The 20,256-nt window shown below is 57.0% G+C and carries 16 protein-coding genes, 1 tRNA gene and 1 pseudogene; 4 read left to right on the forward strand and 14 right to left on the reverse strand.

All coding sequences use genetic code 11. The features are described from left to right. Window positions 1-383: 383 nt before the first annotated feature. From ACR0NO_RS02295 to ACR0NO_RS02350, 12 genes are all read right to left on the reverse strand, one after another. Entirely contained in the window at window positions 384-2,165 is a 1,782-nt protein-coding gene (locus ACR0NO_RS02295) for a thiamine pyrophosphate-binding protein (protein WP_480722836.1), read from the reverse strand. Next, window positions 2,165-3,574, reverse strand: a complete 1,410-nt coding sequence (locus tag ACR0NO_RS02300; RefSeq protein ID WP_480722837.1) for an aldehyde dehydrogenase family protein — start codon at window positions 3,572-3,574, stop codon at window positions 2,165-2,167. The genes ACR0NO_RS02295 and ACR0NO_RS02300 overlap by 1 nt, the downstream gene beginning before the upstream one ends. Continuing rightward, window positions 3,555-4,469: a sugar phosphate isomerase/epimerase family protein gene (locus ACR0NO_RS02305; RefSeq protein ID WP_480722838.1), complete on the reverse strand. Its 915-nt coding sequence runs from the start codon at window positions 4,467-4,469 to the stop codon at window positions 3,555-3,557. Before ACR0NO_RS02305 ends, ACR0NO_RS02300 begins: the two co-directional genes overlap by 20 nt. A gap of 154 nt (window positions 4,470-4,623) precedes the next feature. Continuing rightward, complete coding sequence (locus ACR0NO_RS02310) at window positions 4,624-5,814, reverse strand: Gfo/Idh/MocA family protein (RefSeq protein ID WP_480722839.1); 1,191 nt, start codon at window positions 5,812-5,814, stop codon at window positions 4,624-4,626. Next, the gene (locus ACR0NO_RS02315; RefSeq protein WP_480722840.1) at window positions 5,807-6,481 is read right to left on the reverse strand and encodes a hypothetical protein; all 675 of its coding nucleotides are present in this window, start codon (window positions 6,479-6,481) and stop codon (window positions 5,807-5,809) included. Before ACR0NO_RS02315 ends, ACR0NO_RS02310 begins: the two co-directional genes overlap by 8 nt. Further along, a complete protein-coding gene (locus ACR0NO_RS02320) occupies window positions 6,471-7,658 on the reverse strand; it encodes a Gfo/Idh/MocA family protein (RefSeq protein WP_480722841.1) in 1,188 nt (395 codons plus the stop codon). The genes ACR0NO_RS02315 and ACR0NO_RS02320 overlap by 11 nt, the downstream gene beginning before the upstream one ends. Next, the gene (locus ACR0NO_RS02325) at window positions 7,648-8,463 is read right to left on the reverse strand and encodes a citryl-CoA lyase (protein ID WP_480723108.1); all 816 of its coding nucleotides are present in this window, start codon (window positions 8,461-8,463) and stop codon (window positions 7,648-7,650) included. Before ACR0NO_RS02325 ends, ACR0NO_RS02320 begins: the two co-directional genes overlap by 11 nt. A gap of 8 nt (window positions 8,464-8,471) precedes the next feature. Continuing rightward, entirely contained in the window at window positions 8,472-10,364 is a 1,893-nt protein-coding gene (locus ACR0NO_RS02330; RefSeq protein ID WP_480722842.1) for a bifunctional sugar phosphate isomerase/epimerase/4-hydroxyphenylpyruvate dioxygenase family protein, read from the reverse strand. Next, complete coding sequence (locus ACR0NO_RS02335; RefSeq protein ID WP_170328647.1) at window positions 10,364-11,659, reverse strand: TRAP transporter large permease; 1,296 nt, start codon at window positions 11,657-11,659, stop codon at window positions 10,364-10,366. The genes ACR0NO_RS02330 and ACR0NO_RS02335 overlap by 1 nt, the downstream gene beginning before the upstream one ends. Continuing rightward, window positions 11,656-12,231, reverse strand: a complete 576-nt coding sequence (locus tag ACR0NO_RS02340) for a TRAP transporter small permease (protein ID WP_480722843.1) — start codon at window positions 12,229-12,231, stop codon at window positions 11,656-11,658. The genes ACR0NO_RS02335 and ACR0NO_RS02340 overlap by 4 nt, the downstream gene beginning before the upstream one ends. Window positions 12,232-12,260: 29 nt before the next feature. Next, window positions 12,261-13,271 (reverse strand): TRAP transporter substrate-binding protein DctP, encoded by a 1,011-nt coding sequence (gene dctP / locus ACR0NO_RS02345; RefSeq protein WP_480722844.1) that lies wholly within the window; start codon window positions 13,269-13,271, stop codon window positions 12,261-12,263. 102 nt (window positions 13,272-13,373) lie between these two features. Then, window positions 13,374-14,666, reverse strand: a complete 1,293-nt coding sequence (locus tag ACR0NO_RS02350) for a Gfo/Idh/MocA family protein (RefSeq protein WP_480722845.1) — start codon at window positions 14,664-14,666, stop codon at window positions 13,374-13,376. Here ACR0NO_RS02350 and ACR0NO_RS02355 point away from each other — a divergent pair. After that, complete coding sequence (locus tag ACR0NO_RS02355; protein ID WP_480722846.1) at window positions 14,665-15,318, forward strand: GntR family transcriptional regulator; 654 nt, start codon at window positions 14,665-14,667, stop codon at window positions 15,316-15,318. The genes ACR0NO_RS02350 and ACR0NO_RS02355 overlap by 2 nt on opposite strands. A gap of 180 nt (window positions 15,319-15,498) precedes the next feature. Here ACR0NO_RS02355 and ACR0NO_RS02360 read toward each other — a convergent pair. Next, window positions 15,499-16,205, reverse strand: a pseudogene (locus ACR0NO_RS02360) (IS6 family transposase). Here ACR0NO_RS02360 and ACR0NO_RS02365 point away from each other — a divergent pair. Continuing rightward, window positions 16,089-16,589 (forward strand): DUF2924 domain-containing protein, encoded by a 501-nt coding sequence (locus tag ACR0NO_RS02365; protein ID WP_480722847.1) that lies wholly within the window; start codon window positions 16,089-16,091, stop codon window positions 16,587-16,589. The pseudogene ACR0NO_RS02360 and the gene ACR0NO_RS02365 sit on opposite strands and share 117 nt — an antisense overlap. Next, the gene (locus ACR0NO_RS02370; protein ID WP_480722848.1) at window positions 16,586-18,265 is read left to right on the forward strand and encodes a recombinase family protein; all 1,680 of its coding nucleotides are present in this window, start codon (window positions 16,586-16,588) and stop codon (window positions 18,263-18,265) included. The genes ACR0NO_RS02365 and ACR0NO_RS02370 overlap by 4 nt, the downstream gene beginning before the upstream one ends. A gap of 374 nt (window positions 18,266-18,639) precedes the next feature. Here ACR0NO_RS02370 and ACR0NO_RS02375 read toward each other — a convergent pair. Beyond that, window positions 18,640-18,729 (reverse strand) — tRNA-Ser (locus tag ACR0NO_RS02375). Between the two features lie 202 nt (window positions 18,730-18,931). On the opposite strand from ACR0NO_RS02375, the gene ACR0NO_RS02380 reads away from it, so the two are divergent. Beyond that, window positions 18,932-20,254, forward strand: a complete 1,323-nt coding sequence (locus ACR0NO_RS02380; RefSeq protein WP_480722849.1) for an SPOR domain-containing protein — start codon at window positions 18,932-18,934, stop codon at window positions 20,252-20,254. The last annotated feature ends 2 nt before the right edge of the window (window positions 20,255-20,256 follow it).

The raw sequence follows: 20,256 nt of genomic DNA on the forward strand, positions 1-20,256 counted from the left end.
TCATCATCGGTGCGGGGCTGTATATGATACATCGTGAAAGGGTGGCGGCCAGACAGTTGGTCGCCGTGCGTGCCGTGCCTCCAATCTAAGGCTATACGCCCGGCCCTTAGCTGCTGTTGGCTGCTTGTTGGTGATGCTGCGACGCATCCCGTCGAAGCTGCCATTCGCTAAGGGAGCGAAAACTTGAACGCTAAGCACCCACATACTTCAGTGCTATGGCAAATTGACATTATCTCACGTGCTTCGATGAAAGTAACTAACCAACAAAAATATTCATACTCACAACAACGAAGACTGCGCGGCGACGAAGCTGTTGAAATTTGCTCGAACACGGATGAGCATTGACACAAGAAACTGGGCGCGTCTGAACGCGCCCAGTTCCGTCAAGTCGCGACGTGAGATACCTCTTGGTCCGGCGAGTATATGTCCAAGATGTTCCAATGTCCGGTCGTTGGTGTTGGGTTATTGATCATTGGCACATCGAGCACGGTTGGCTTGCCACTGGCGATTGCCGCTTCCAATGCAGGCAATAACTCATCAGCAGCGCTGAGCCTGTGCCCTTCCGCACCATAAGCTCGTGCAATGTCCGCATAGCCCGGTCCGTTCGCGGGTGCGGCGGCTGATCCCGGGAATGTGGTTCCATAAGTCAGACCGTAATGCGCTTTTTGAAGGCCGGCAATCGTTCCGAAGGCGTTGTTGTTCATAACCAGCCAGATGATGCCCAGATCAAGCTCGACCGCGGTTGCCAGCATCGACGGGTTTTGACCGAAGCCACCATCACCGACCAGACTGAGGACGACGCGATCAGGTGCCGCCAGTTTCGCGCCAATCGCGCCCGGAGGACCGAAACCCATCGTCGCGAACCCGCCCGGGGTCAGGATTGAACCCGGCGTCAAAATGTCGAACTGTTGCCCAACACCGTTCTTGTTCCACCCAACGTCCGTGGTGATGATGGCATCCTCGGGCAGTGCCTTGCGGGTGTCTGCCAGAATACGCTCGGGCATCATTGGAAAGGCCGATGAGGTCGCCATTTCCTCGTTGCGTGCTTTGAAGTCTGTCCGGAAGTCAGCGATCTTCTGCTCCAGCACGGGGCGCTTGAAGCCGTCCGGATACATCTCGCGGGCGACCCGGTTGAGGACTCGTAAAGCGACCTTGGCGTCAGCAACGACTCCGATCTCGGTGGGATAGTTCCGACCGATCTCCTGCGGCTCAATGTCGATATGAATGACCTTCGATCCGGGAATGTTGAACGTGTAGCCAGGGTACCAACTTGAACAATCAGCCTCTTTGAACCGAGTGCCCAAGGCAAAGATGTAGTCCGCATTCAAGCAGGACTGGTTGACCAACTCGGTGCCCCAAAACCCGGTCATTCCCAGCACAAGCGGGTGGTCATCACGCAATGCACCCTTGCCCATCAGGGAATGCGCGACGGGCAGACCCATATGGTCAACAAATTCTCGCAACTCCTCGCTGGCCTGAGCCAGAAGAATACCACCTCCGACATAGGCGACAGGGTTTTCGGCTTTAGCCAACGCTTTGACAATCTCTCGCGCTGTCTCGTCGTCAATCGACGGTTTCTTGAGCGCGCGCGTGTTACCGAGAATACGATCAAAGCTGTCCGACGGGATGACTTTCGAGAAGATGTCCATCGGCACATTGACCAACACAGGGCCAGGCTGACCGCTTTCCGCGAGGTGAAACGCCTTCTCCAGAATCTCGGCCATCAGGTCGGCGCGATCCACGCGCCAAGCGCGCTTCACGAAGGGTCGGTAAATCTCCCATTGGGCTGCGTCTGCATGCAGGTTCACTTCCTGATGCGGATGTTTACCGTAGTAATGCGTGGGAATATCGCCCGCGATCACGACCATAGGGATACAGTCCAAGGCCGCGTTGGCGACCCCGGTGGCGCAATTGGTCAGTCCCGGGGAGAGGTGGGACAGCACCACCGAGGCCTTGCCCGTCACGCGGGCATATGCGTCCGCCGCGTGGCTGGCGATTTGTTCGTGTCGTACGGTGACGAAATCGATGGGACTTTCCGCCAGCGCAGCCAGAACCGCAATGTTCGTGTGCCCGCAAAGGCCGAAAACGTGCTTGACCTCACGGCGTTCGAGAAAGTCAACGATATGTTCGGCAACGGTTTTGCCTTCCAGTTTCGCTCCGTCCATCACGCGACCTCCTGTCCGTAGAACTCACCGAACAGGTCCGGCTCCGAAGGGCGATCCTCGGGGATCGGACGGCTGACCCAGGTGTAGTTCATCATATGTTTCATGGTGACGTTTTCATTGGTGATGTTGCCGCCCCAGATGCCGCAACCAAGGCTGCTGGTCATAGGCATGCCATTGGTCCAGGCACCTGCATTGGCCTTGGACTGAGGCTGTCGCACCATCATACGGCTGACCGGAGCCAGACGCGCCAACCGGTCGATGTGATCGTCATTATGGCTATAAATCCCGCAGGAATGGCCCTTGCCCCCGGTGTTGTAGATCTGGCTGACCGTTTCCAGCGCGTCATCGAATGTGTCGAAGTGATATAGCGCCATCAGCGTGGTCAGTTTTTCCTTGGAGAACTTGTGCTGCGGGCCGATTTGCCCCTGATTTTCAACCATCAGAAACTTGCGATCTTCAGGGATGCTAAAACCGGCGACCTTGGCCGTTTGCTGCGGCGGACAGGCGATGGTCGGAAACGTACGGTTTCCCTTTTCGTCCCACATGGCCGCTTCGAGCATGCCCTTCTCTTCATCCGAACACAGGTAGCCGCCCTCGGCCTCAAGCGCCTTGACCATATCGTCGTAAACCGAGCGCTGGATGATGATGTTGCCGTCGGCTGAGCAACCGGACCCAAAGTCGGAGGTCTTTGAAATGCGAGTGTTCTGCGCGGCGATGTCCAGATCGGCGGTTTCATCGATGACGATGGACGAATTGCCCGCGCCGACACCATAGGCCGGGCGCCCAGAACTGTAGGCCGCTTTGACCATCGGCTTGCCACCCGTGGCCAGAGTCAGGTCACAAATCTCCATGAGGTGCTGTGTTAACGGGATCGATGGTTTGCGGATCGACTGGAATAGGTCTTCGGGGGCACCGGCGGCACGGCAGGCTGCGCGCATGACCTCGACCATCTCAAAGGTGGTATGGGCGGTTCGCGGGTGCGGGCTGAAGATGACCGCATTCCGGGCGTTGGCGGCGGAAACGCCGGTCACCGGCGGGGTCATCGCGGGGTTGGTCATGGGGATCAGGGAGGCGATCACACCGGCGGGCTTGGCATATTTCACCAGACCTTTTGCCTCATCCACCTCGACGATACCGGTCGATGGAGTGCGCAGGACATCACGCAGCACCATGTGAATCTTAAATCGCTTCGCAGGGCGCCCTTCGCGATCTCCGATACCGCTTTCGTCCACGCCTTGCTGGGCAAGACGGGTGAAGGTTTTCTCGTTCCCCGCATACCACGCGATGGCCTGAGACAGGCGGTCCAGCCTGTCCTGATCCCAATCCTCGATCTCGGCCATAGCAGCGCGGGCGCGTGCCAGCATATCGGCCGCGAGTTGTCGGTCGTTTTCAGTGAGCTCTTTGCCCATGATGATCCTCTTGGTGTTTTGGAATTGCAGCATCGGGCACACGACGCTGTGACCGCGCCTCTCCGAATGTTCGCTTGGCGTGGCTGAGACAGCGACGCGCGTGTTCTTCGTATCCCAACTCGGCAACGCGGCTTTGGTTGGGCAGTTCGATGGAATAGTCGACGGGCGGCATCCGTTCGATGATGCCGGTGAAATCGATCCATCCCTCACCGGGATATAGCCGCGCATCGCGGGCCAGTTGGATCATGCCCTCACGCGTATCGGCGATGCCGGGCAGGCAATCAGAGATATGCAGGAAGTGAAACAGGTCCGAGGGGACGTGTAGCAACTCTCCCAAATCCACGCGGCTGAGATGCAGATAAAGCGTATCAACCAGAATACCGCCATTCGGCTGATCGGAGGCGCGGACAATGTCAAGCGCCTCATCCAGAGTACGAAGGCGGGAAAAGCTTGGGAACTCCAGGTCCACTGTTAGCCCGTAGGGTGCCGCCAGTTCGCAGGTTTCCGAATAGACGTCGATCAGGAAGTCACGATCATCGCGGGTATTGGTCCACGCGCTCATGATCATGCGCTTGGCACCCAATTCCCCACCGATCTCAAGAGAAGGCTCAAAACTGCGCGGATCGACATCTTCTGTGATGCGCGCAAGTTCGACATCGAGGACTTTCAAGCCAGTGGTAGAGAGAGCAGTTTTGGTGGCATGCACCTGTGCCTTGTCGATTGGAGATTGAGTGAATTCACCGGGCACATGCATCGGAATGAACCGAGGGCTGACGGCATCGTAACCGGCCCGCGCGGCGATATAGACCAACTCGGGCGGCGTACAGCCAATCAGCGTCAAATGCGCCAAGGAATAGAGAGAGGGGCTTGCGCCAGCCTCTTCAGGTTTCGCCATGAACGACAGCTCCACGTGCCTGCGAATCTCATTTTCATCACATGTAATACAAAATATATGATATTTTTTAAAATATCAACTTTTAATGCTGAGCAGGAAATGAAAACGCCCGGGCAACAACCCGGGCGTGCTTAACCTTCGTGTTGGCGGAGCCTTAGAGAGTGACCCAGTCCCCTCCGGACTGTTGAGAGCGCACAGAGGCGTCAATGAATCGGACACCGTCTGCGCCTTGATTGACGCTGGGATATGTCAGCCAATCATCCGGAACGGTAACGCCATCCCGACGCGCGGCTACGGCCATGGCAAATTCCGTATAGAGGTTGGCCCAGGCTTCGATAATCCCTTCGGGGAAGCCGCGCGCGGTACGGATCAGACGTTCCGCGCCGTGTCCGATACCATGCCCGTGACCTCGGCTGATGATTCGATCCGGCTCACCAAACCGATTGAACTTCAGCTGCTCCGAATTCTCCAGGTCCCACTCGAGACCTCCTTCGCTCCCGAAAATGCGCAACCGCAATCCACCCCGATTTCCCGGTGCAAGGCGTGTCGCCATCAGGGTTCCCGGAACCTCGTTTTTATAGCGGGTGAACATAAACACCGTGTCTTCCAAAGGCTTAGGCGCGCCGCAGACATGAAACTCGGCCCGTAGGTCGGTCAAGGGCAGGCCCGAGACAAAGCTGGCGAGATGCGCGGCATGGGTGCCGATATCGCCGACACAACTGGTCGGACCAGATATCTTTGGGTCCAGTCGCCATTTGACGTGGGGCGCATCAGCAACATCATCAGGCGTCATCCAGTCTTGCATGAACTCGACATGGATTTGGTTGATTTTACCGATACCGCCTTCCGCCACGATTTGTTTGGCCTGACGGATTACTGGAAAACATGACATCGCATAGCCGACAGCAAAGATGTGTCCCGTGCGCGCGGTAATCTCCTCAATCCCTTCGGCCTCCGCGACTTCGTTGGTCAGGGGCTTATCGCACAGCACGTCAATACCCGCCTCCAGAAAGGCTTTGGCCGCTTCGAAATGAACGTGGTTCGGGGTGGTGATCATGACGGCATCTACGCCATCCGGGCGTGCCGCCTCGGCCTTTGCCATCTCGTCGAAGGACGCATAGCACCGGTCGGCCGGCAAGAACCACTCAGCTCCGCGCGCCTTGCTGCGCGCGGCATCTGAACTGAGAGCGCCTGCGGTGACCTCCCACTGGTCGGTCATCCGCGCGGCCGTTGCTTGGGTGACAGAGATACGTCCACCACCAACAACGCCCAGCCGCAATCGGCGAGACAACCGGGGGAAAGGTCCGTCAAAGTTCAGGTCTTCGGGTAAAAGTCTCTCAGCCATTCTGAACCTCCATTTCCGGGACCCGTACGCCTTCTGGCAGCATTTCCACCGCCATGAAAATGCTGGGGGTAATCGTCTCGTATTGATGCCAGGGATAGTTGCCTTCGGCGTCATACATCGGCTTGTGCGTCGTGCCCGGAGCCATGAATTCTTCAAGGTAAAGGGTTTCAACGTCCCGTTCGCGGCATTGCTGCATTTTGCCAAAGCCAACGATTTGCGTATGCACTTCGCGAAACCCCGGTACCGGGCAGAACGGATGATCCTTGTGCAATCCGACATTCAGCGGCACCGAGCCCGAGTGGTACATGGTCAGTCCAACGTTACCCACGAAGACCTTTGGCGACATGTAGTGGCTGACACCGCGCAAACGCTCCTCTTGACGGACGTCGAAAGCAGATGGCCATGTATCTTTCACCCATGCGAACAACTCGTTGTCATCGGCATGGGCGTCGAAATCGTGGACAATGACTGCACGTTCCACGCCGCTAAGCGTGCTGTCTTGCACGATCACAGAGGAAAGCGGTGCAATGGTCTGATCCTCGACAGAGAGATTTCGCCCCCCAAGGTTAAGGACGATGGCGCGACCCTCGATAGAAATTCTGCGCTCGTCAGTTGTGTGCTGGACGCGAAAGAATGGCTGAGCAAAGTCGAGTGTCTCAATCGGCATGAACCAATTCCTTCCTCTCATCGTTAAGGAAATCGACCGGCAAAGGCTCCGGAGCCGCGCAACGGCTTTCTATCGTCTGATAGGCGCCAAATTTTGGTGCCCGTTCGATCGCGTCCATGACCTCGAAAACGTGGTAGGCAAGCGCTCCACTTGCACGGGGTTGGCGTCCTTCTTGTGCCGCCAGAGCCAGATCCAATAGGCCGAGCCCGCGACTGTCTTCGTTGAACCCATGTTTGTTCTCGACCACCTGCCAGTCATCGCGACCGGTTGGACGAGGTTGATGAGACCAGCGCGAAGTCTCCCGCGTTTTCAGCCAGACATCCCCTTGAAAGATATTGGCCCCGTGAACCGGGTCAGGGTCTGGGATGCTGATGGTGCCGTTTTCACCGTAGATCTCGAACCGCGGAGTTTCGCTGTCCCAGACGTCGAAACTCATGGTCATCGACCCTATAGCTCCGGATGAGAACTGAAGCAGGCTTAGGGAGTGTGTGTCGACCTCGACATCCATCCATTCGCCGTTGCGCGGGCCGTTTTCGATCATCCGCTGGTCAAATGTCCGCCGCGCCATTCCGGCGACGCGATCAACGGGACCAAGGCAGCAGATCATGGCGGTCAGGTAGTATGGCCCAAGGTCCAGCAAAGGCCCTCCGCCCGCTTGGTAGTAGAAATCCGGGTTGGGATGATGGCGTTCCGTCCCGTGGGTACCGACATGGGCAAAAACCCCTGTCGGTTTGCCAATGACACCCTCGTCGATCAAGCGCCGAACGGTTTGCCAGCGACCGCCAAAAAATGTGTCGGGCGCGCAACCGACCAGCAACCCTTTTTCAGAGGCCATGTGCAGGATCGCCTTACCATCCGTTCGATTCATGACCAGTGGCTTTTCGGAATAGACGTGCTTGCCCGCCTCCAGCGCGCGCAGGCTGATTTCGGCATGGGCGGCTGGTATTGTCAGGTTCAGAACGCAGTCAATCGTTGGATCTTCGAACACGTCATCCGGCGTGCAGGCCCTGGAGATGCCGTATTGATCCGCCTTGGCGCGGCTTTCCGAAGGATCGAGGCTTGCGCAAGCCACGACCTCGACGTTCGAAAATTTCGATATTGTTTTTAAATAGATATCGCTGATACGACCACAGCCGATAAGGCCGACCCGGAAGGATTTCGATGTCTCACCTGTCATCATTCCTGTCTTCGTAGAGGGGTAAGTAATTCGGGGGCATGGGCCCTTTGTTTCGACCGCCCTGACCCATCTGCTCCCAGGCGTGGGCAAGTATTCCGACCGAGCGGGACAGGCAGAACAGCCCCCGCGACAGGGGCGCGGGAAAGCCAAGTTCGCAAAAGATCACCGCCGTTGCGCCGTCGATATTCATGGCGATGGGCCGACCGCCTCGTTGGCGGCCAAGCTCGGCCTGAACCTCTTCTCCGATATCGGCAAAGCGGCCGGAAACCGTGCCTTCACTCGCCGCATCACGGACGAGTTGCATCAGCCGGGGCGCGCGTGGGTCGACGGGTTTGTGAAACCTGTGGCCAAAGCCCGAGACGATCTTGCCGTAGGTCTCGCGCCAGCTGTCCAGACCGTCCCGAACAGCGTCATTCAACGAAGCCCCCGCATCAATGCGGACCGCGATATCATAGTACAGCTCTGCACACTGCTCTCCTGCCCCGCCGTGCACGTCGCCCAGCATGTTCACCGCAGTCGCCATCGCATTATTGAGACCTACCCCGCAGGTGGCAGCCATACGCGCAGCCGCGATTGATGGAGCCTGTGGGCCGTGGTCCACGCCTGCGACCAAAGCGGCTTCGAACAAGTGCGCTTGTGCGTCGCTGGGGAGATCGCCCCGCACCATCAGCCAGATCATCTGCGGGAGAGATACGTTCCCGATCAGGTCCTCTATAGCGTTGCCACGAAAAGAGATCTGTCCGGGTTTCATGTCGATGATGGAGGTACGCCACCATTGGCGAACGGCGCGCTCATCGTCTGTCATCTGCGCGGTCATTGCGTCTGCACCTCTTTCACCGGCTGGGTTTTGCTTTGCGCAGCAAGGCGAATGGGTGCATTGCGCGCGCCATAACCGGCATAGCCCATACGGCGTTCAACAATTTCGAAGAAGAAGCCGTTAAAGATGGGGCGGCTGTATATCTGAAAATACTCAGCACCCGCCGCCCGATCGTAGAGAATACTCCCCCTGCGCAATTGGGCGACCAAATCGTCATCCAATCCGAATGTCGCTTGCAGATCAGCGTAGTAGTTCTCCGGGATGGACAGGCTGGGAAAGCCAGACTTGAGCAACTGGGCTGAAGTTTCAAAAATATCATCCGACTGGAAGGCAATGTGCTGAACACCAGCCCCAAAGCCATCTTCAAGGAATGACGCCGCCAGTGTTCGACGCCCAACTGCCCCATTCAGGTTTAAGCGCACTTCGCCTTCGGGACTTTCGATAGCCTGGCTTTGCACGACACCAGACGGGTCGGCGACGTTCACGATAGGGGATTTTGCCATCTCGAAAGTCGAAATGTAGTAGAGTAGCCAGCTTTGCATCTCATCGTGACGCATCGTCTGGGCCAGATGGTCGATACGACGCAGACCGGCAGGTTGGGTGGCTTTGGTTTTCGCAACCGGCTCGAACTCAATGTCCCATACCCGATGGAGATCGGATTTCTCATCGATGAAATGAACGACGTTGCCACCAACGCCCCGAATGGCCGGGATATCCAGTTCCCCTGTTCCCACCGGTTGTGAGAAATTCGGCGCGCCCAACGCGGTCGCCCGCTGAACCGTCTGATCCGCATCTTTGACACGCAACCCCATGTCACAAACGGAGGGGCCGTGACCCAGGAACGCCGAATGGGCAAATCCTTCCTTTTCGGTATTCACAACGATGTTTATCGCGCCCTGCCGCCACAGCTCGACGGACTTGGATACGTGTTTTCGCTCCATTCGAAAACACATTGCTGACAACATATCTGCCAGCTGCGCGCCGCTTGTTTCGTCGGCTGTAAATTCGACAAATTCGAAGCCTGACGCATAGACGCGTTCCGGCAGGTCCGGGATGCCGAAATCGGTTCCCGGCTCGGTCCGGGATACCTCATCCAGGAGGTTCACCAGCGACCTGTAGCTGTCTCGGGCCAGTGTTCGGCCACCGGGTTGAGGAGCTGCTTCGTTGACGCGTGCAACCGACCAAGGCCCTTTGTATCCGGCGCGAGACAACACGCGAACGAAGCCCGCAAGGTTCAGCGACCCAAGCCCCGGCAGAAGCCCAAAGTGCCGCTTGAGCCGACGTATATCCATCTCAAGCCGGGGTGCATCGGACAGTTGCACATGGAACAGCCGCTCTCCGGGAATGTCCCGAAGGCGGGCTGGTTTGGATCCGTCGGCAAGCGAGAAGAAGGAATTCAAAGCCAACCCCAGATTAGGGCTGTCGACAGCATCAACGACGCCTAACGCCTGTTCATCCGAGTGAATAAGATCCGACCATGGCAAGCCCATATAGGCCAGACGCATCCCCATTTCTTTAGCGATTTGGGCCGCCTCGCCAAGATCTGCGATTACCTGTTCTTCGGTTGCAGCGGCATCGACGTCGAAGGCAGACCCGATTAGCAGTAATTCCGTTCCCAACTCGGTCATAAGGTCGAGTTTGCGTTTCAGCCGATCAAAGGCGCGCTCCCGTCCACCGCCGGACTGGCCTTCAAGGTTATGGAAGGGTTGTAGCAGGCAAATCTTAAGGCCGAGGTCCGACGCAATTTCGCGGACTTGCGATGGCGGCCCGTCAAAAGCGGTCAAATCCGGTTCTTGTAATTCGACACCTCCGAATCCCGCTTCAGCGATAGCACTTAGTTTTTCGGCCAGATCACCGGGGATCGACGTTGTCGAAACCGAGAGGCACATTATCCCTGATATCCAAACATTCGCGGCAACCACAGGACCAGATCCGGCATCAGCATCATGATCACCAAGGCGAAGATGAGAACCGCGAGGAAGGCCCAGATTTCCGAGATGATTTCGCGCAGCGGAATGTCCGTCACGGCGTTGATCACAAAGAGTAGAATGCCATAAGGCGGCGTGATCAGACCAATCATCGAGTTCACGACGACCAGCACTCCGAAATGCACCAGATCAATCCCAAGCGCTTCGCAGGTTGGAATGAACAGGGGCACAATCACAAGAATGATCGTTGTCGCGTCCAACACGCAACCCAGCGCAAGGATCAGCAGGTTGACCAGGATCAGGAAGACGATCGGGCTGACATCCGAACCCTCCAGCAGCGCCGAGATCGACTGAGGGATTTGCTCCTGAATGACGATGAAGTTCAGGATGAACGCGCCGCCGATGACCACCCCGACGGCTGCGGAAGAGCGCGCGCTGTCGACGAACACCTGATAAAGGCCACGGAAGGTCAGCGCGCGGTAGAACAACGCTGCCAATAGCAGAGCGTAGAATGCAGCCACGGCTGCAGCCTCGGTCGGCGTGGTGACACCGCCATATATGCCGTACAGCAGGATTGCGGGCATCAGCAATGCCGGAAACGCGTTGGCGGTTTTTGCAGGCAATTCACGCAGAGGAACAGGTTCTTCCAATGCAAAGTTCCGCTTTCCGGCCAGATAATAATTCATCGCCATCAGGACGACGCCCATGATCAGGCCCGGCAGAATACCGGCTAAAAACAGAGATCCGATGGAGGCCTTGGAAACGAGCGCGTACAAAACCATTGGGATCGAGGGCGGAATGATCGGGCCAATCGTCGCCGACGCCGCAGTAATAGCAGCAGCATAACCTCGGCTGTAGCGGCCATCCTTGGTCATCATCTCAATGATGATCTTGCCGATCCCCGCGGCATCCGCGACAGCCGAGCCGGACATACCGGAAAAGATCAGGGACGCTACCACGTTGACGTGCCCGAGGCCTCCCTTGAAACGACCGACAGCGGCTACGCAGAAGTTCAGCAGACGGTCCGTGATCGAACCAGCATTCATGATATTCGCGGCGACGATGAACAACGGCACGGCAAGCAGGATCGTGCTTTTGTAGAAGCCTTGCAGGATTTTCTCGCCCGCGAGTGCGACGTCCAATCCGGCCGTGCCAAGGTACACCAATGAGGCCAAGAGGATGGAATAGCCGATAGGTGTCCCGATGCCTGCCAGGAGAAAGAGAGCGAGCAGGCAGGAAAGAAGTTCAAAACTCATTTGTCTGCTTCCTCGTCGTCTTCACCGTCGACACGGGGATGATCGTCAACCACGTTGTACCCAACGACCAGTTCCAGCTCGGTTTTTGGTGGGCCATTTCGCAGGATGTCAAAGAACAACCACCCATACCGCGCAGCTACGACCAGCATAAACACCGCATAGATTGAGAACACGGTGCGCAGCGGTATCTTCTCACCCGAGAACGGGTTGCGAACCGTCGCGGTCTTTCGGATTTTCATCCAGTCGATGTAGTCCCACGTCGGCAGGAAACTGTAGAGCATCCCGACCACAATCGCCGCGGCCGCCAGCATCGCAAAGACCTGACGAACGCGCATAGGCACCGAAAGGTAGATGATGTCGAACTTCACGTGATCCCGTTCGCGCACAATGAAGGCGCAGCTAAAAAAGATCACCCACACCCAGAGGATGCCGATCAGTTCAAGCGTCCAGCCAGCGGGGGTAAAGAAGTATCGCAGAAGAATTTGGAGAAGGAAGATCAGGAAGATTGCCGCCAGCAGCCCGCCGGCAATCGCTTCGGTCAGTCGGGAGAACCCCTTTATGAAGCCTTTCATCGTGGTTCTCCCTCCCTGTGTAGATAGGCTTAGTTGCCCAGAGCGTTGATCTGCTCCAAAACACCATCCGGCCATGAACCAGCGAACTCGCTTTCCAGATACATAGACTGTACCTGATCGCGGAACGCCGCCAGGTCGGGCTCGTAGACCTCCATACCCTGCTCCTTGAGGAAGCTGACAAGGTCCTCTTCTTTCTGAAGCTGCTTCTGACGGCCGGCTTCAGCCGCAGCATCCGCAGCTTCCTGAACCTTAGCCTGCTGTTCCGGCGTCAGCCCGTCCCAAACCTCTTTGCCGATGGCGATATAGTTCAAGTCGACCAAATGCGATGTCAGGATGATCTGATTGGTCACTTCGTAGAATTTGGCATCAACCACAGTCGGCAACGGGTTGTCCTGACCGTCAACGGCGCCGGTCGACAGAGCTGTGTAAACCTCTGAGAACGCCATTGGTGTCGGGGCGGCACCCAACGCTTTGCCAAGGAACTGCCACGCATCTGTGCCCGGCATCCGCAGGTTCACACCCTCCAGATCAGCCGGAGTGCTGACGGTCAGTTCATCCTTGGGTTGGCGCAGGTTCACCTGACGACGGCCCAAATACATGACCGACAAAAGTTTGACGCCCAGCTCTTCTTCGGCTTTTTGTTTGAACGCATCCATCAAAGGATCGTTGAAAACAGCCACCTGATGCGCGGCGTCTTGATGGACATAGCCTGCGGTAAAGATCGAAAATTCGGGGAAGAACTGTGCTAGTTCCTGAGCCGAGGTGATTGACATTTCCAGGTTGCCCCGGCTGATGGCGTCCAATTCGGTGCCTTGGGCGAAGATGGTTCCGTTATAGCTGGGCTCGTAGCTTGCGAAATCAGCGACCATGGGTGCGAAAACCTCGGCCATGGCGACCGAGCGCTGATCGGTCTCCGATCCTGATGTTGCGAGGCGAAGTTGGATTTTGTCTTCCGCCAGCACACCACTTGTTGCGCTAAACAGAACACCGGTTGCAACCAGGGCTGATACAGCAGCCCGGCGGGTAAGTTTGGTAATCACTTTGCTCCTCCCTGAGACATCATGATGCTTCTTTTTTGTGATTCAGAGTTTTGACCTATTTTTGATGTTTTGCAAGATTTTTTATAAAATATCTGATATTTTTTATGCAGCCGTCATATCTACCTTCGGTGTTTTTTGTAGGTTTTTGATCCTGACCGTCTCACCTGTTCTGCAGGAATTCTGAATAGCTTCAATAACTTGAAGCGTTCTGAAACCTTCCCAACCAGACACAATCGGCTCTGCTTTGTGCAAAGCTACTTCAACAAAATGCCTAAGCTGATTGACCAGAGGATCAGATGCACCCTTCTTCAGCGCGGTTGATGAGATAGGCGTCCACCAGTCCCTTTGCTCACTCTGGTAACTCCACAAACGAAGATCGGGAACGGACAACGAACCATGAGAGCCACCTATCATGTAGCTACTCTCAGTGGTTGAAGGATAGATTGGATATTCCTGAGACGTCATCTCCCAGCTCCATGGAGCTACGATGCTGTCGGACACACTTATCGTCCCTATCGCCCCGCTTTCGAACGTCAACAGAGCACCGGCAACATCTTCGTTGTCGTATCCCCGCTGCGATGCAGCCGACTGAGCCTGTACGGTCATGACTTCTCCGGCCAGGTACCGCAGCAGATCCACATCGTGGACAAGATTGACCGAGATGGGCCCTGCACCGGGTTTCTTTCTCCAAGGCGCGGCATCAAAATACTCGTCTGGCTTATAGAACCAGCAATTCGCATGGACAGCGCGCACATCTCCAATCTTCCCATCGACAATGGCTTCCTTGGCCGACCGGATCAGAGGATTGTGCCGACGATGATGTCCAACCATCAGTGGCACATTGGCCTTCTCCGCTGCTTGAACAAGCTCAAGTGCAGCGGTGGCTTCTACGGCGATCGGTTTTTCGACAAGAACGGGACAGCCATGTCGAATACAGGTTAGACCTTGATCAACATGAAGCGTAGTGGGCGTCGCAAGCACAGCTCCGTCAGGCGTCTGGTTTGCAAACATTTCCTCCAACGTCTCGTAACACGCGACCCCGTGCTCAACGGCGTAGGCACGACCTCCTTCACTGGGGTCGACCACCGCGACAAGATCAACATGGCGCAACGCTCGGATAGCGTCCGCGTGGCGGCGCCCAACAAGACCAATGCCGACAATGGCAATGCGAAAGTTCTTAGACACTTTGCTTCCTTCCGGAGGGTCCGGAAAATCCCGAAACCGATGATAGCGATCGAGCTGCTTTGCCCAACTTGGCCACGAACGTATTGGGGTTTTCGCGATTCCGCAATAATGTATGACATTTTTATTTTTATCATATATCAGTTTGGATTGTTGATGTCTCCGAAAAATGCTAAGTGAACGAGGAAATTGATAATATCGGGTAAGACGCATGGCGAAACAGCCGTCTACGATAGGTGCAAACACCTATCAGCGCATCAAGCGGGACATCATCTTCGGGGAACTGCAGCCCGGCTCCAAACTGAAGCTGGACGCCTTGAAGGAACGCTACTCGGCAAGCCTTTCGACACTTCGTGAAACGCTGAACAGGCTCGCCAGCGACGGATTTGTCGAAGCTCCCGAGCAACGGGGGTTCCTGGTCACGCCGGTTTCACGAGAAGACCTGACCGAGATATCAGAGCTGCGCGTTCTGTTGGAATGCCACGCGTTGGAGTTGTCCATTGCGAATGGCGACACGGACTGGGAAGGCAACCTCGTTGCCGCGCACCACAAACTGCACCTGATGGAACAGCAGCTTCTCAAGGGCGACGAGTCCGAGAAAGAAACCTGGAAACGATATGACTGGGAGTTTCACCAAGCGATGATCGCGGCCTGCAATTCCAAGAACCTTCTGTCGCTGCACTCGATCATCTACGACAAGTATCTGCGGTATCAGATGCTCGTGCTGACCTATCGCGGCGAAGAGGCCGTCAAGGAGCACAAGGGCATGTTCGATGCCGCGCTGACCAGGGACGCCGACACGGCCAAGAAACTGTTGGAAAATCACATCCGAAACGGCCTCACCCACACGTTGGAGGCTATGTAAGGCGGCACGCTGATTGCGCGCTTCGACGTCTTCAGGTCAATTTGGCAAGGAATAGCTCAAAATTCCTCGTCAAAATCGAGAAGGTTGTGACGGAACACAGCCGACATCCAATATAGGCTCTCGGTGCGGTGCTGTCAGACGAACTCGAACCAGTCTCAGTTTGCCGCGGAAACCGCGAACCTATCCGGAACAGAGTTGACGCCACTCGCTAAGAGTTGCGGCGCGGGTCGACTTGAAGGTGGCTCTGCTGGCCAGCGATCTTTCCTGGTTGAAGTGGTTGTAGACGGAGGAATGGACGGCAGCGAATTTCTGTAAACTTCGCATGCGCCTGAAACGCTGCATCGCGCTTTCGAGTCGTTGGAAAGTAAGGTGTGAATTCTCTACGCGGTTGTTGAGCCACCTGCCCATCTGCTGTTTTTGGTAGAACCAAGCTCTCTGAAAGCGGCACGATACGATGCGAACCGATCCGTGACGACGGTTTCCGCTTTACCGTGTCGCTTCATCAATTTCTTGAGGAATTTCAGTGCTGCAGCTGTGTTTCGGCGTTTGGTGACTACGGCTTCCAGCACCTCGCCTTCATGATCCACAGCCCGCCAAAGGTAATGCCGCTTGCCATTCACCTTCACGAAAACCTCGTCAACGTGCCACTTCCATTTGGAGAAGGCGCGCAGTTGCTGAACACGCTTCCGTCGGATCTCAGCTGCAAACATTGGACCAAACCTGTTCCACCAATACCGGACAGTTTCGTGGCTCACGTCGATGCCTCGCTCGTGCAACAGATCTTCGACATTCCGAAGCGAGAGCGGGAAACGGATGTACAACATCACCGCCAGGCGGATGATCTCTGGGCTGGTTTTGAAGTACTTGAAAGAGGCAGGTCTGGTCATGGGCAAAAGCTACGCAACCGACCTGCCCCGCTCAAGCAAAGTTCTTCTGACAAGACCCCCGCCATGCTCAGCCAACCCTTCCTGCGTCGCTTTATCGCCTTTGAGATGCAGTCCCGCCGTCATGGCAGGCTACCCCGGCAAGTCAAAGCCACGCTGGAAAAGGGCTCTGGGAAGAAACCCTGGCCTACATGCCCTGCCCTAAAACCCGGTGGGCGCCTGCTGCGTGAGTGGAATGGCGTGACACATGTAGTCGACGCCACAGAGGACGGTTTCACTTGGAACGGTCGGTCCTATCGCTCGCTCTCCGCCATCGCCAGAGAGATTACCGGCGCGCATTGGTCAGAGCCGCGTTTCTTTGGGCTCACCGGCAAGGCGGCCAAATGAGCCCGCGCCGTAAAATCCGATGCGCCATCTACACGCGCAAGTCCTCAGAAGATGGTCTGGATCAGGACTTCAATTCGCTGGATGCGCAATATGAGGCCTGCGCGGCCTATGTCGCAAGCCAGCGACATGAAGGCTGGACCCTGTTGTCCGGGCGCTACGATGACGGTGGCCTGTCGGGCGGCACCCTAGAGCGACCCGCCCTTCAGCGCCTTCTTGAAGAGATCGATGCCGGGCGTATTGACATAGTGGTGGTCTACAAGATTGACCGGCTGACCCGGTCGCTTGCCGACTTCTCTAAGCTGGTCGACCGGCTGGAAAAGGCAAACTGTTCTTTTGTGTCCGTCACGCAGGCCTTCAATACCTCATCTTCCATGGGCCGGTTAACGCTGAATGTGCTGTTGTCCTTTGCTCAGTTTGAACGGGAAGTCACCGCCGAACGTATTCGCGACAAGATTGCAGCGTCGAAGAAGAAGGGGCTTTGGATGGGTGGCAACCTGCCTCTGGGCTATGATCGCCACCCCGATCCGAAGGCAAGAACGCTGGTGGTGAATGAAGAGGAGGCCAGAACGGTCCGGCATCTCTTTGGGCTTTATGACGAGCTGGGTTGCCTGCGCAAAGTAGAAGAACGGGCAACGGCAGAAGGGCTGCGGTCAAAACGGGTTGTTCGGACAGATGGCAGTGTGAAGGGGGATTGTCCCCTGTCACGGGGTCAAATCTATTACCTGCTGCGCAATCCGGTCTATCTCGGAAAAATCCGCCACAAGGATAAGATCTGGGACGGACAACATCCGGCGATCATCGATCAGGACATCTGGGACCGGGTGCAGGAAAAAATGCGACAGGCCTCCAACCGCTCGCGGGCACGCGGCGACTCCGATGCACGCCAACACTCCACTGACCCCGGGGCCTGGCTCACCGGTCTGCTGTATGACGAAACTGGTGATCGGTTGACGCCGACCCACACCACGCGCAAAGGCCGACGGTTGCGCTACTATATCTCCAATCGACTGATCTCAGGTGGCAAGGATATCTCTGGCTGGCGACTGCCCGGCCCGGCGCTGGAACACGCCTTCATGGATGTCATCGTCAGACATTTGCAAGACGCCGCCGCGGCGCACCAAGTACTGGCGCAACCGGAGGCCGGGTCAGCCGAGCCAGTTCAGACTTCAGTTGCGGATTTAGTAACCCGGCTTCTAGGCCAAGGCTGTCAGATCGGCGCTGCTCTTCTGGCCAAAGGCAAACTTGCACGAGGACAGATCGACCTCGAATTTAACCCCAAAACTCTGGCAAGCGCACTTGGCATGGCTGCGGACCATCTGCACCCGGATCTCACCCACGTCACCGCATCTTTCGATCTGCGCCGCCGCGGCGTCGAGGCCAAGGTCATCGCCGGAGACATGGCACCCCAACCTGATCCCCACCTCCGGTCCATGCTGATCCGCGCACATGGCTGGGCCCGTGATCTGAAGGCCGGAGTTCAACTGATGGAGATTGCACGCCGCGAAAGCGTCCCTGACGCCTTCATCCGCACCCGTGCTCAGCTCGCCTTTCTCTCCCCGAAGATTCAAACGGCGATTCTCGACGGGACCCAGCCGCCCGAACTCACACTCAAGCGTCTGGTCAGCGTGACCCACCCACTTGAATGGTCCGAACAGGAACGCCTGTTCGGCTTCTAACATCTCCAGATCCTGCGTCCCTGATACAGACTTCGCCCTCCCTGATCCGTCGGCACAATTCCCTGTTCCCACGAGAAAATTCCCTGTTCCGCCTTTTAGGGAATTTGCAGCATAAACCTCTGAAAACATACAGTTCTGATAGAAGAAATGACGGAAATCAGTCCCGGTTTGCGAAAATTCCCTGTAAATTGCAGGTTATCAGGGAAATCCAGCCCAAAGCGACCCCGCTAAAATGCGACACTGAGACTGGCGCCTGAATTGTCCTCTGAATGTACGGTTTGCTTCGTCTCTGATTGAAAGCGCATGCGCCAACGCGCGGGAATTGCGGCACAATTCCGGATCAGAAAATACAACTGAAGTGAGACAGGTATGAGTGGCGGGGAGACAGGGATTCGAACCCTGGGGACGCTCTCACGCCCAACGGTTTTCAAGACCGCCGCATTCGACCACTCTGCCACCTCCCCGTCGAAAGCAGGGTCTAAGGCCAACTGAAATCAGAGGCAAGTCGAAATCGGGAAATCTTGCCGAAGCCCAACCAGCGGACTTTCCATAGAACCATACCCACGTTATGATCCGCATGAAAGACCGCAGCAGACTGGCGCGAAGAACCGGCTGGCTGACGGTGGGGCTCGGGGAACGAGGCCCCTTCAGGCAAGGGATGACAAAATGAAGCGAGCGACTGAGATCCGCCCAGGGCCAAAACGGCTGGCGTGCTTGGCTGTAGCCTTGGTGGTGTTGTCGGGTTGCGAGGAAACGCTGGCAACCGCAGAAAAACCCGACGAAAATACCAGCAAGAACGAACTTTTCCCGCAATCCTCCGGCGACGCACAGCGCGATGTCGAGGCACCGGACGTGTTCCAATTGACCGAGGCCGGACTGTGGGACGGCCGCCCCTCGCTGGGCGGGATCTGGGTGGCTCACCCGGATGTGACTCAGCCCGAGCGGGTGATCATCAAGAATGCCTCGAACAACAAATCCGTAACCGGCGCTTTGTTCCGACGTGAACGCAACCTGCCCGGCCCCGCCTTGCAAGTGTCATCTGCAGCGGCGGAGCAGCTAGGTATCCTTGCTGGCGCGCCAACCAAGATCAACGTGGTGGCCTTGCGGCGAGAAACCGTTGAGGTGGCGCCGCCCGAGCCCGAGGTCGCTGAGGTCGAGACCGCCCCGGAAGCAAGCACCGAGACCGCCGCCGCCAGTGACGTGGCCGAGGTTGATGCATCCGAAGCCACCTCTGGCACGAAAAAACCGGCTAAGCGCAAATGGTGGCAGAAAAAAGCCCCTGCCGCAGCGGCGACTGCAGGCGTTGTGGGCGCAGCCGCTGTTGCCTCAGACGCAGCCGAAGATGGGGCCGAGGCCGCCGTAACTAGTGACGTGGCCGAAGTTGATGCGCCCGAAGCTACCTCCGAGACGGAAAAACCGGCCAAGCGCAAATGGTGGCAGAAGAAAGAGCCCGCCGCAGCGGCGACCGCAGGCACTGTAGGCGCAACTGCTGTTGCCTCGGACGCAGCCGAGACCGACGTCGAGGCAACCGTAGAGACACCGAGCGCTGCCGCAGCGGCGGCCAGCACAGCTCCGGCTTTGACTGATGCGCCGGTGGTTGCGCCTGCCGAAAAACCGGCCAAACGCAAGTGGTGGCAGAAAAAAGATCCCAACGCGATCACCGAAACCACGCTTGACCCGATCGAAGGGGCCGCAGCCGCTATCGACGCCGCCGAACCGACGCCTGTCGCCGCGACGGCCGCCACGACATCCTCGCTTTCGAAACCATTTGTTCAGGTCGGTACTTTTGGTGTTCAGTCCAATGCCGACAGCGCCGCCGCCAAGATCCGCAGAAACGGCATGTCGGCCGAGGTGCGAGAGTTGAAGACAGAAGACAACACCGTCTGGCGCGTGCTGGTCGGACCCGCCGCCACCCGCGCCGAGCGCAAGGCCATCCAGAACGACGTGAAAGATCTGGGCTTTGGCGACGCGTTCACCGTGGCCAACTGAGA

The sequence above is a fragment of the Ruegeria sp. CL3 genome (assembly GCF_056536505.1).

Bases quoted from the DNA above. Each gene is read 5' to 3' on its own strand.
- ACR0NO_RS02370 (WP_480722848.1), top strand. From the start codon at position 16,586: ATGAGCCCGCGCCGTAAAATCCGATGCGCCATCTACACGCGCAAGTCC.
- ACR0NO_RS02340 (WP_480722843.1), bottom strand. From the start codon at position 12,231: ATGAAAGGCTTCATAAAGGGGTTCTCCCGACTGACCGAAGCGATTGCC.
- ACR0NO_RS02330 (WP_480722842.1), bottom strand. From the start codon at position 10,364: ATGTGCCTCTCGGTTTCGACAACGTCGATCCCCGGTGATCTGGCCGAA.
- ACR0NO_RS02305 (WP_480722838.1), bottom strand. From the start codon at position 4,469: ATGGCGAAACCTGAAGAGGCTGGCGCAAGCCCCTCTCTCTATTCCTTG.
- ACR0NO_RS02325 (WP_480723108.1), bottom strand. From the start codon at position 8,463: ATGACAGACGATGAGCGCGCCGTTCGCCAATGGTGGCGTACCTCCATC.
- ACR0NO_RS02315 (WP_480722840.1), bottom strand. From the start codon at position 6,481: ATGCCGATTGAGACACTCGACTTTGCTCAGCCATTCTTTCGCGTCCAG.
- ACR0NO_RS02310 (WP_480722839.1), bottom strand. From the start codon at position 5,814: ATGGCTGAGAGACTTTTACCCGAAGACCTGAACTTTGACGGACCTTTC.
- ACR0NO_RS02350 (WP_480722845.1), bottom strand. From the start codon at position 14,666: ATGCGTCTTACCCGATATTATCAATTTCCTCGTTCACTTAGCATTTTT.
- ACR0NO_RS02355 (WP_480722846.1), top strand. From the start codon at position 14,665: ATGGCGAAACAGCCGTCTACGATAGGTGCAAACACCTATCAGCGCATC.
- ACR0NO_RS02320 (WP_480722841.1), bottom strand. From the start codon at position 7,658: ATGACAGGTGAGACATCGAAATCCTTCCGGGTCGGCCTTATCGGCTGT.
- ACR0NO_RS02335 (WP_170328647.1), bottom strand. From the start codon at position 11,659: ATGAGTTTTGAACTTCTTTCCTGCCTGCTCGCTCTCTTTCTCCTGGCA.
- ACR0NO_RS02295 (WP_480722836.1), bottom strand. From the start codon at position 2,165: ATGGACGGAGCGAAACTGGAAGGCAAAACCGTTGCCGAACATATCGTT.
- ACR0NO_RS02300 (WP_480722837.1), bottom strand. From the start codon at position 3,574: ATGGGCAAAGAGCTCACTGAAAACGACCGACAACTCGCGGCCGATATG.
- ACR0NO_RS02380 (WP_480722849.1), top strand. From the start codon at position 18,932: ATGAAGCGAGCGACTGAGATCCGCCCAGGGCCAAAACGGCTGGCGTGC.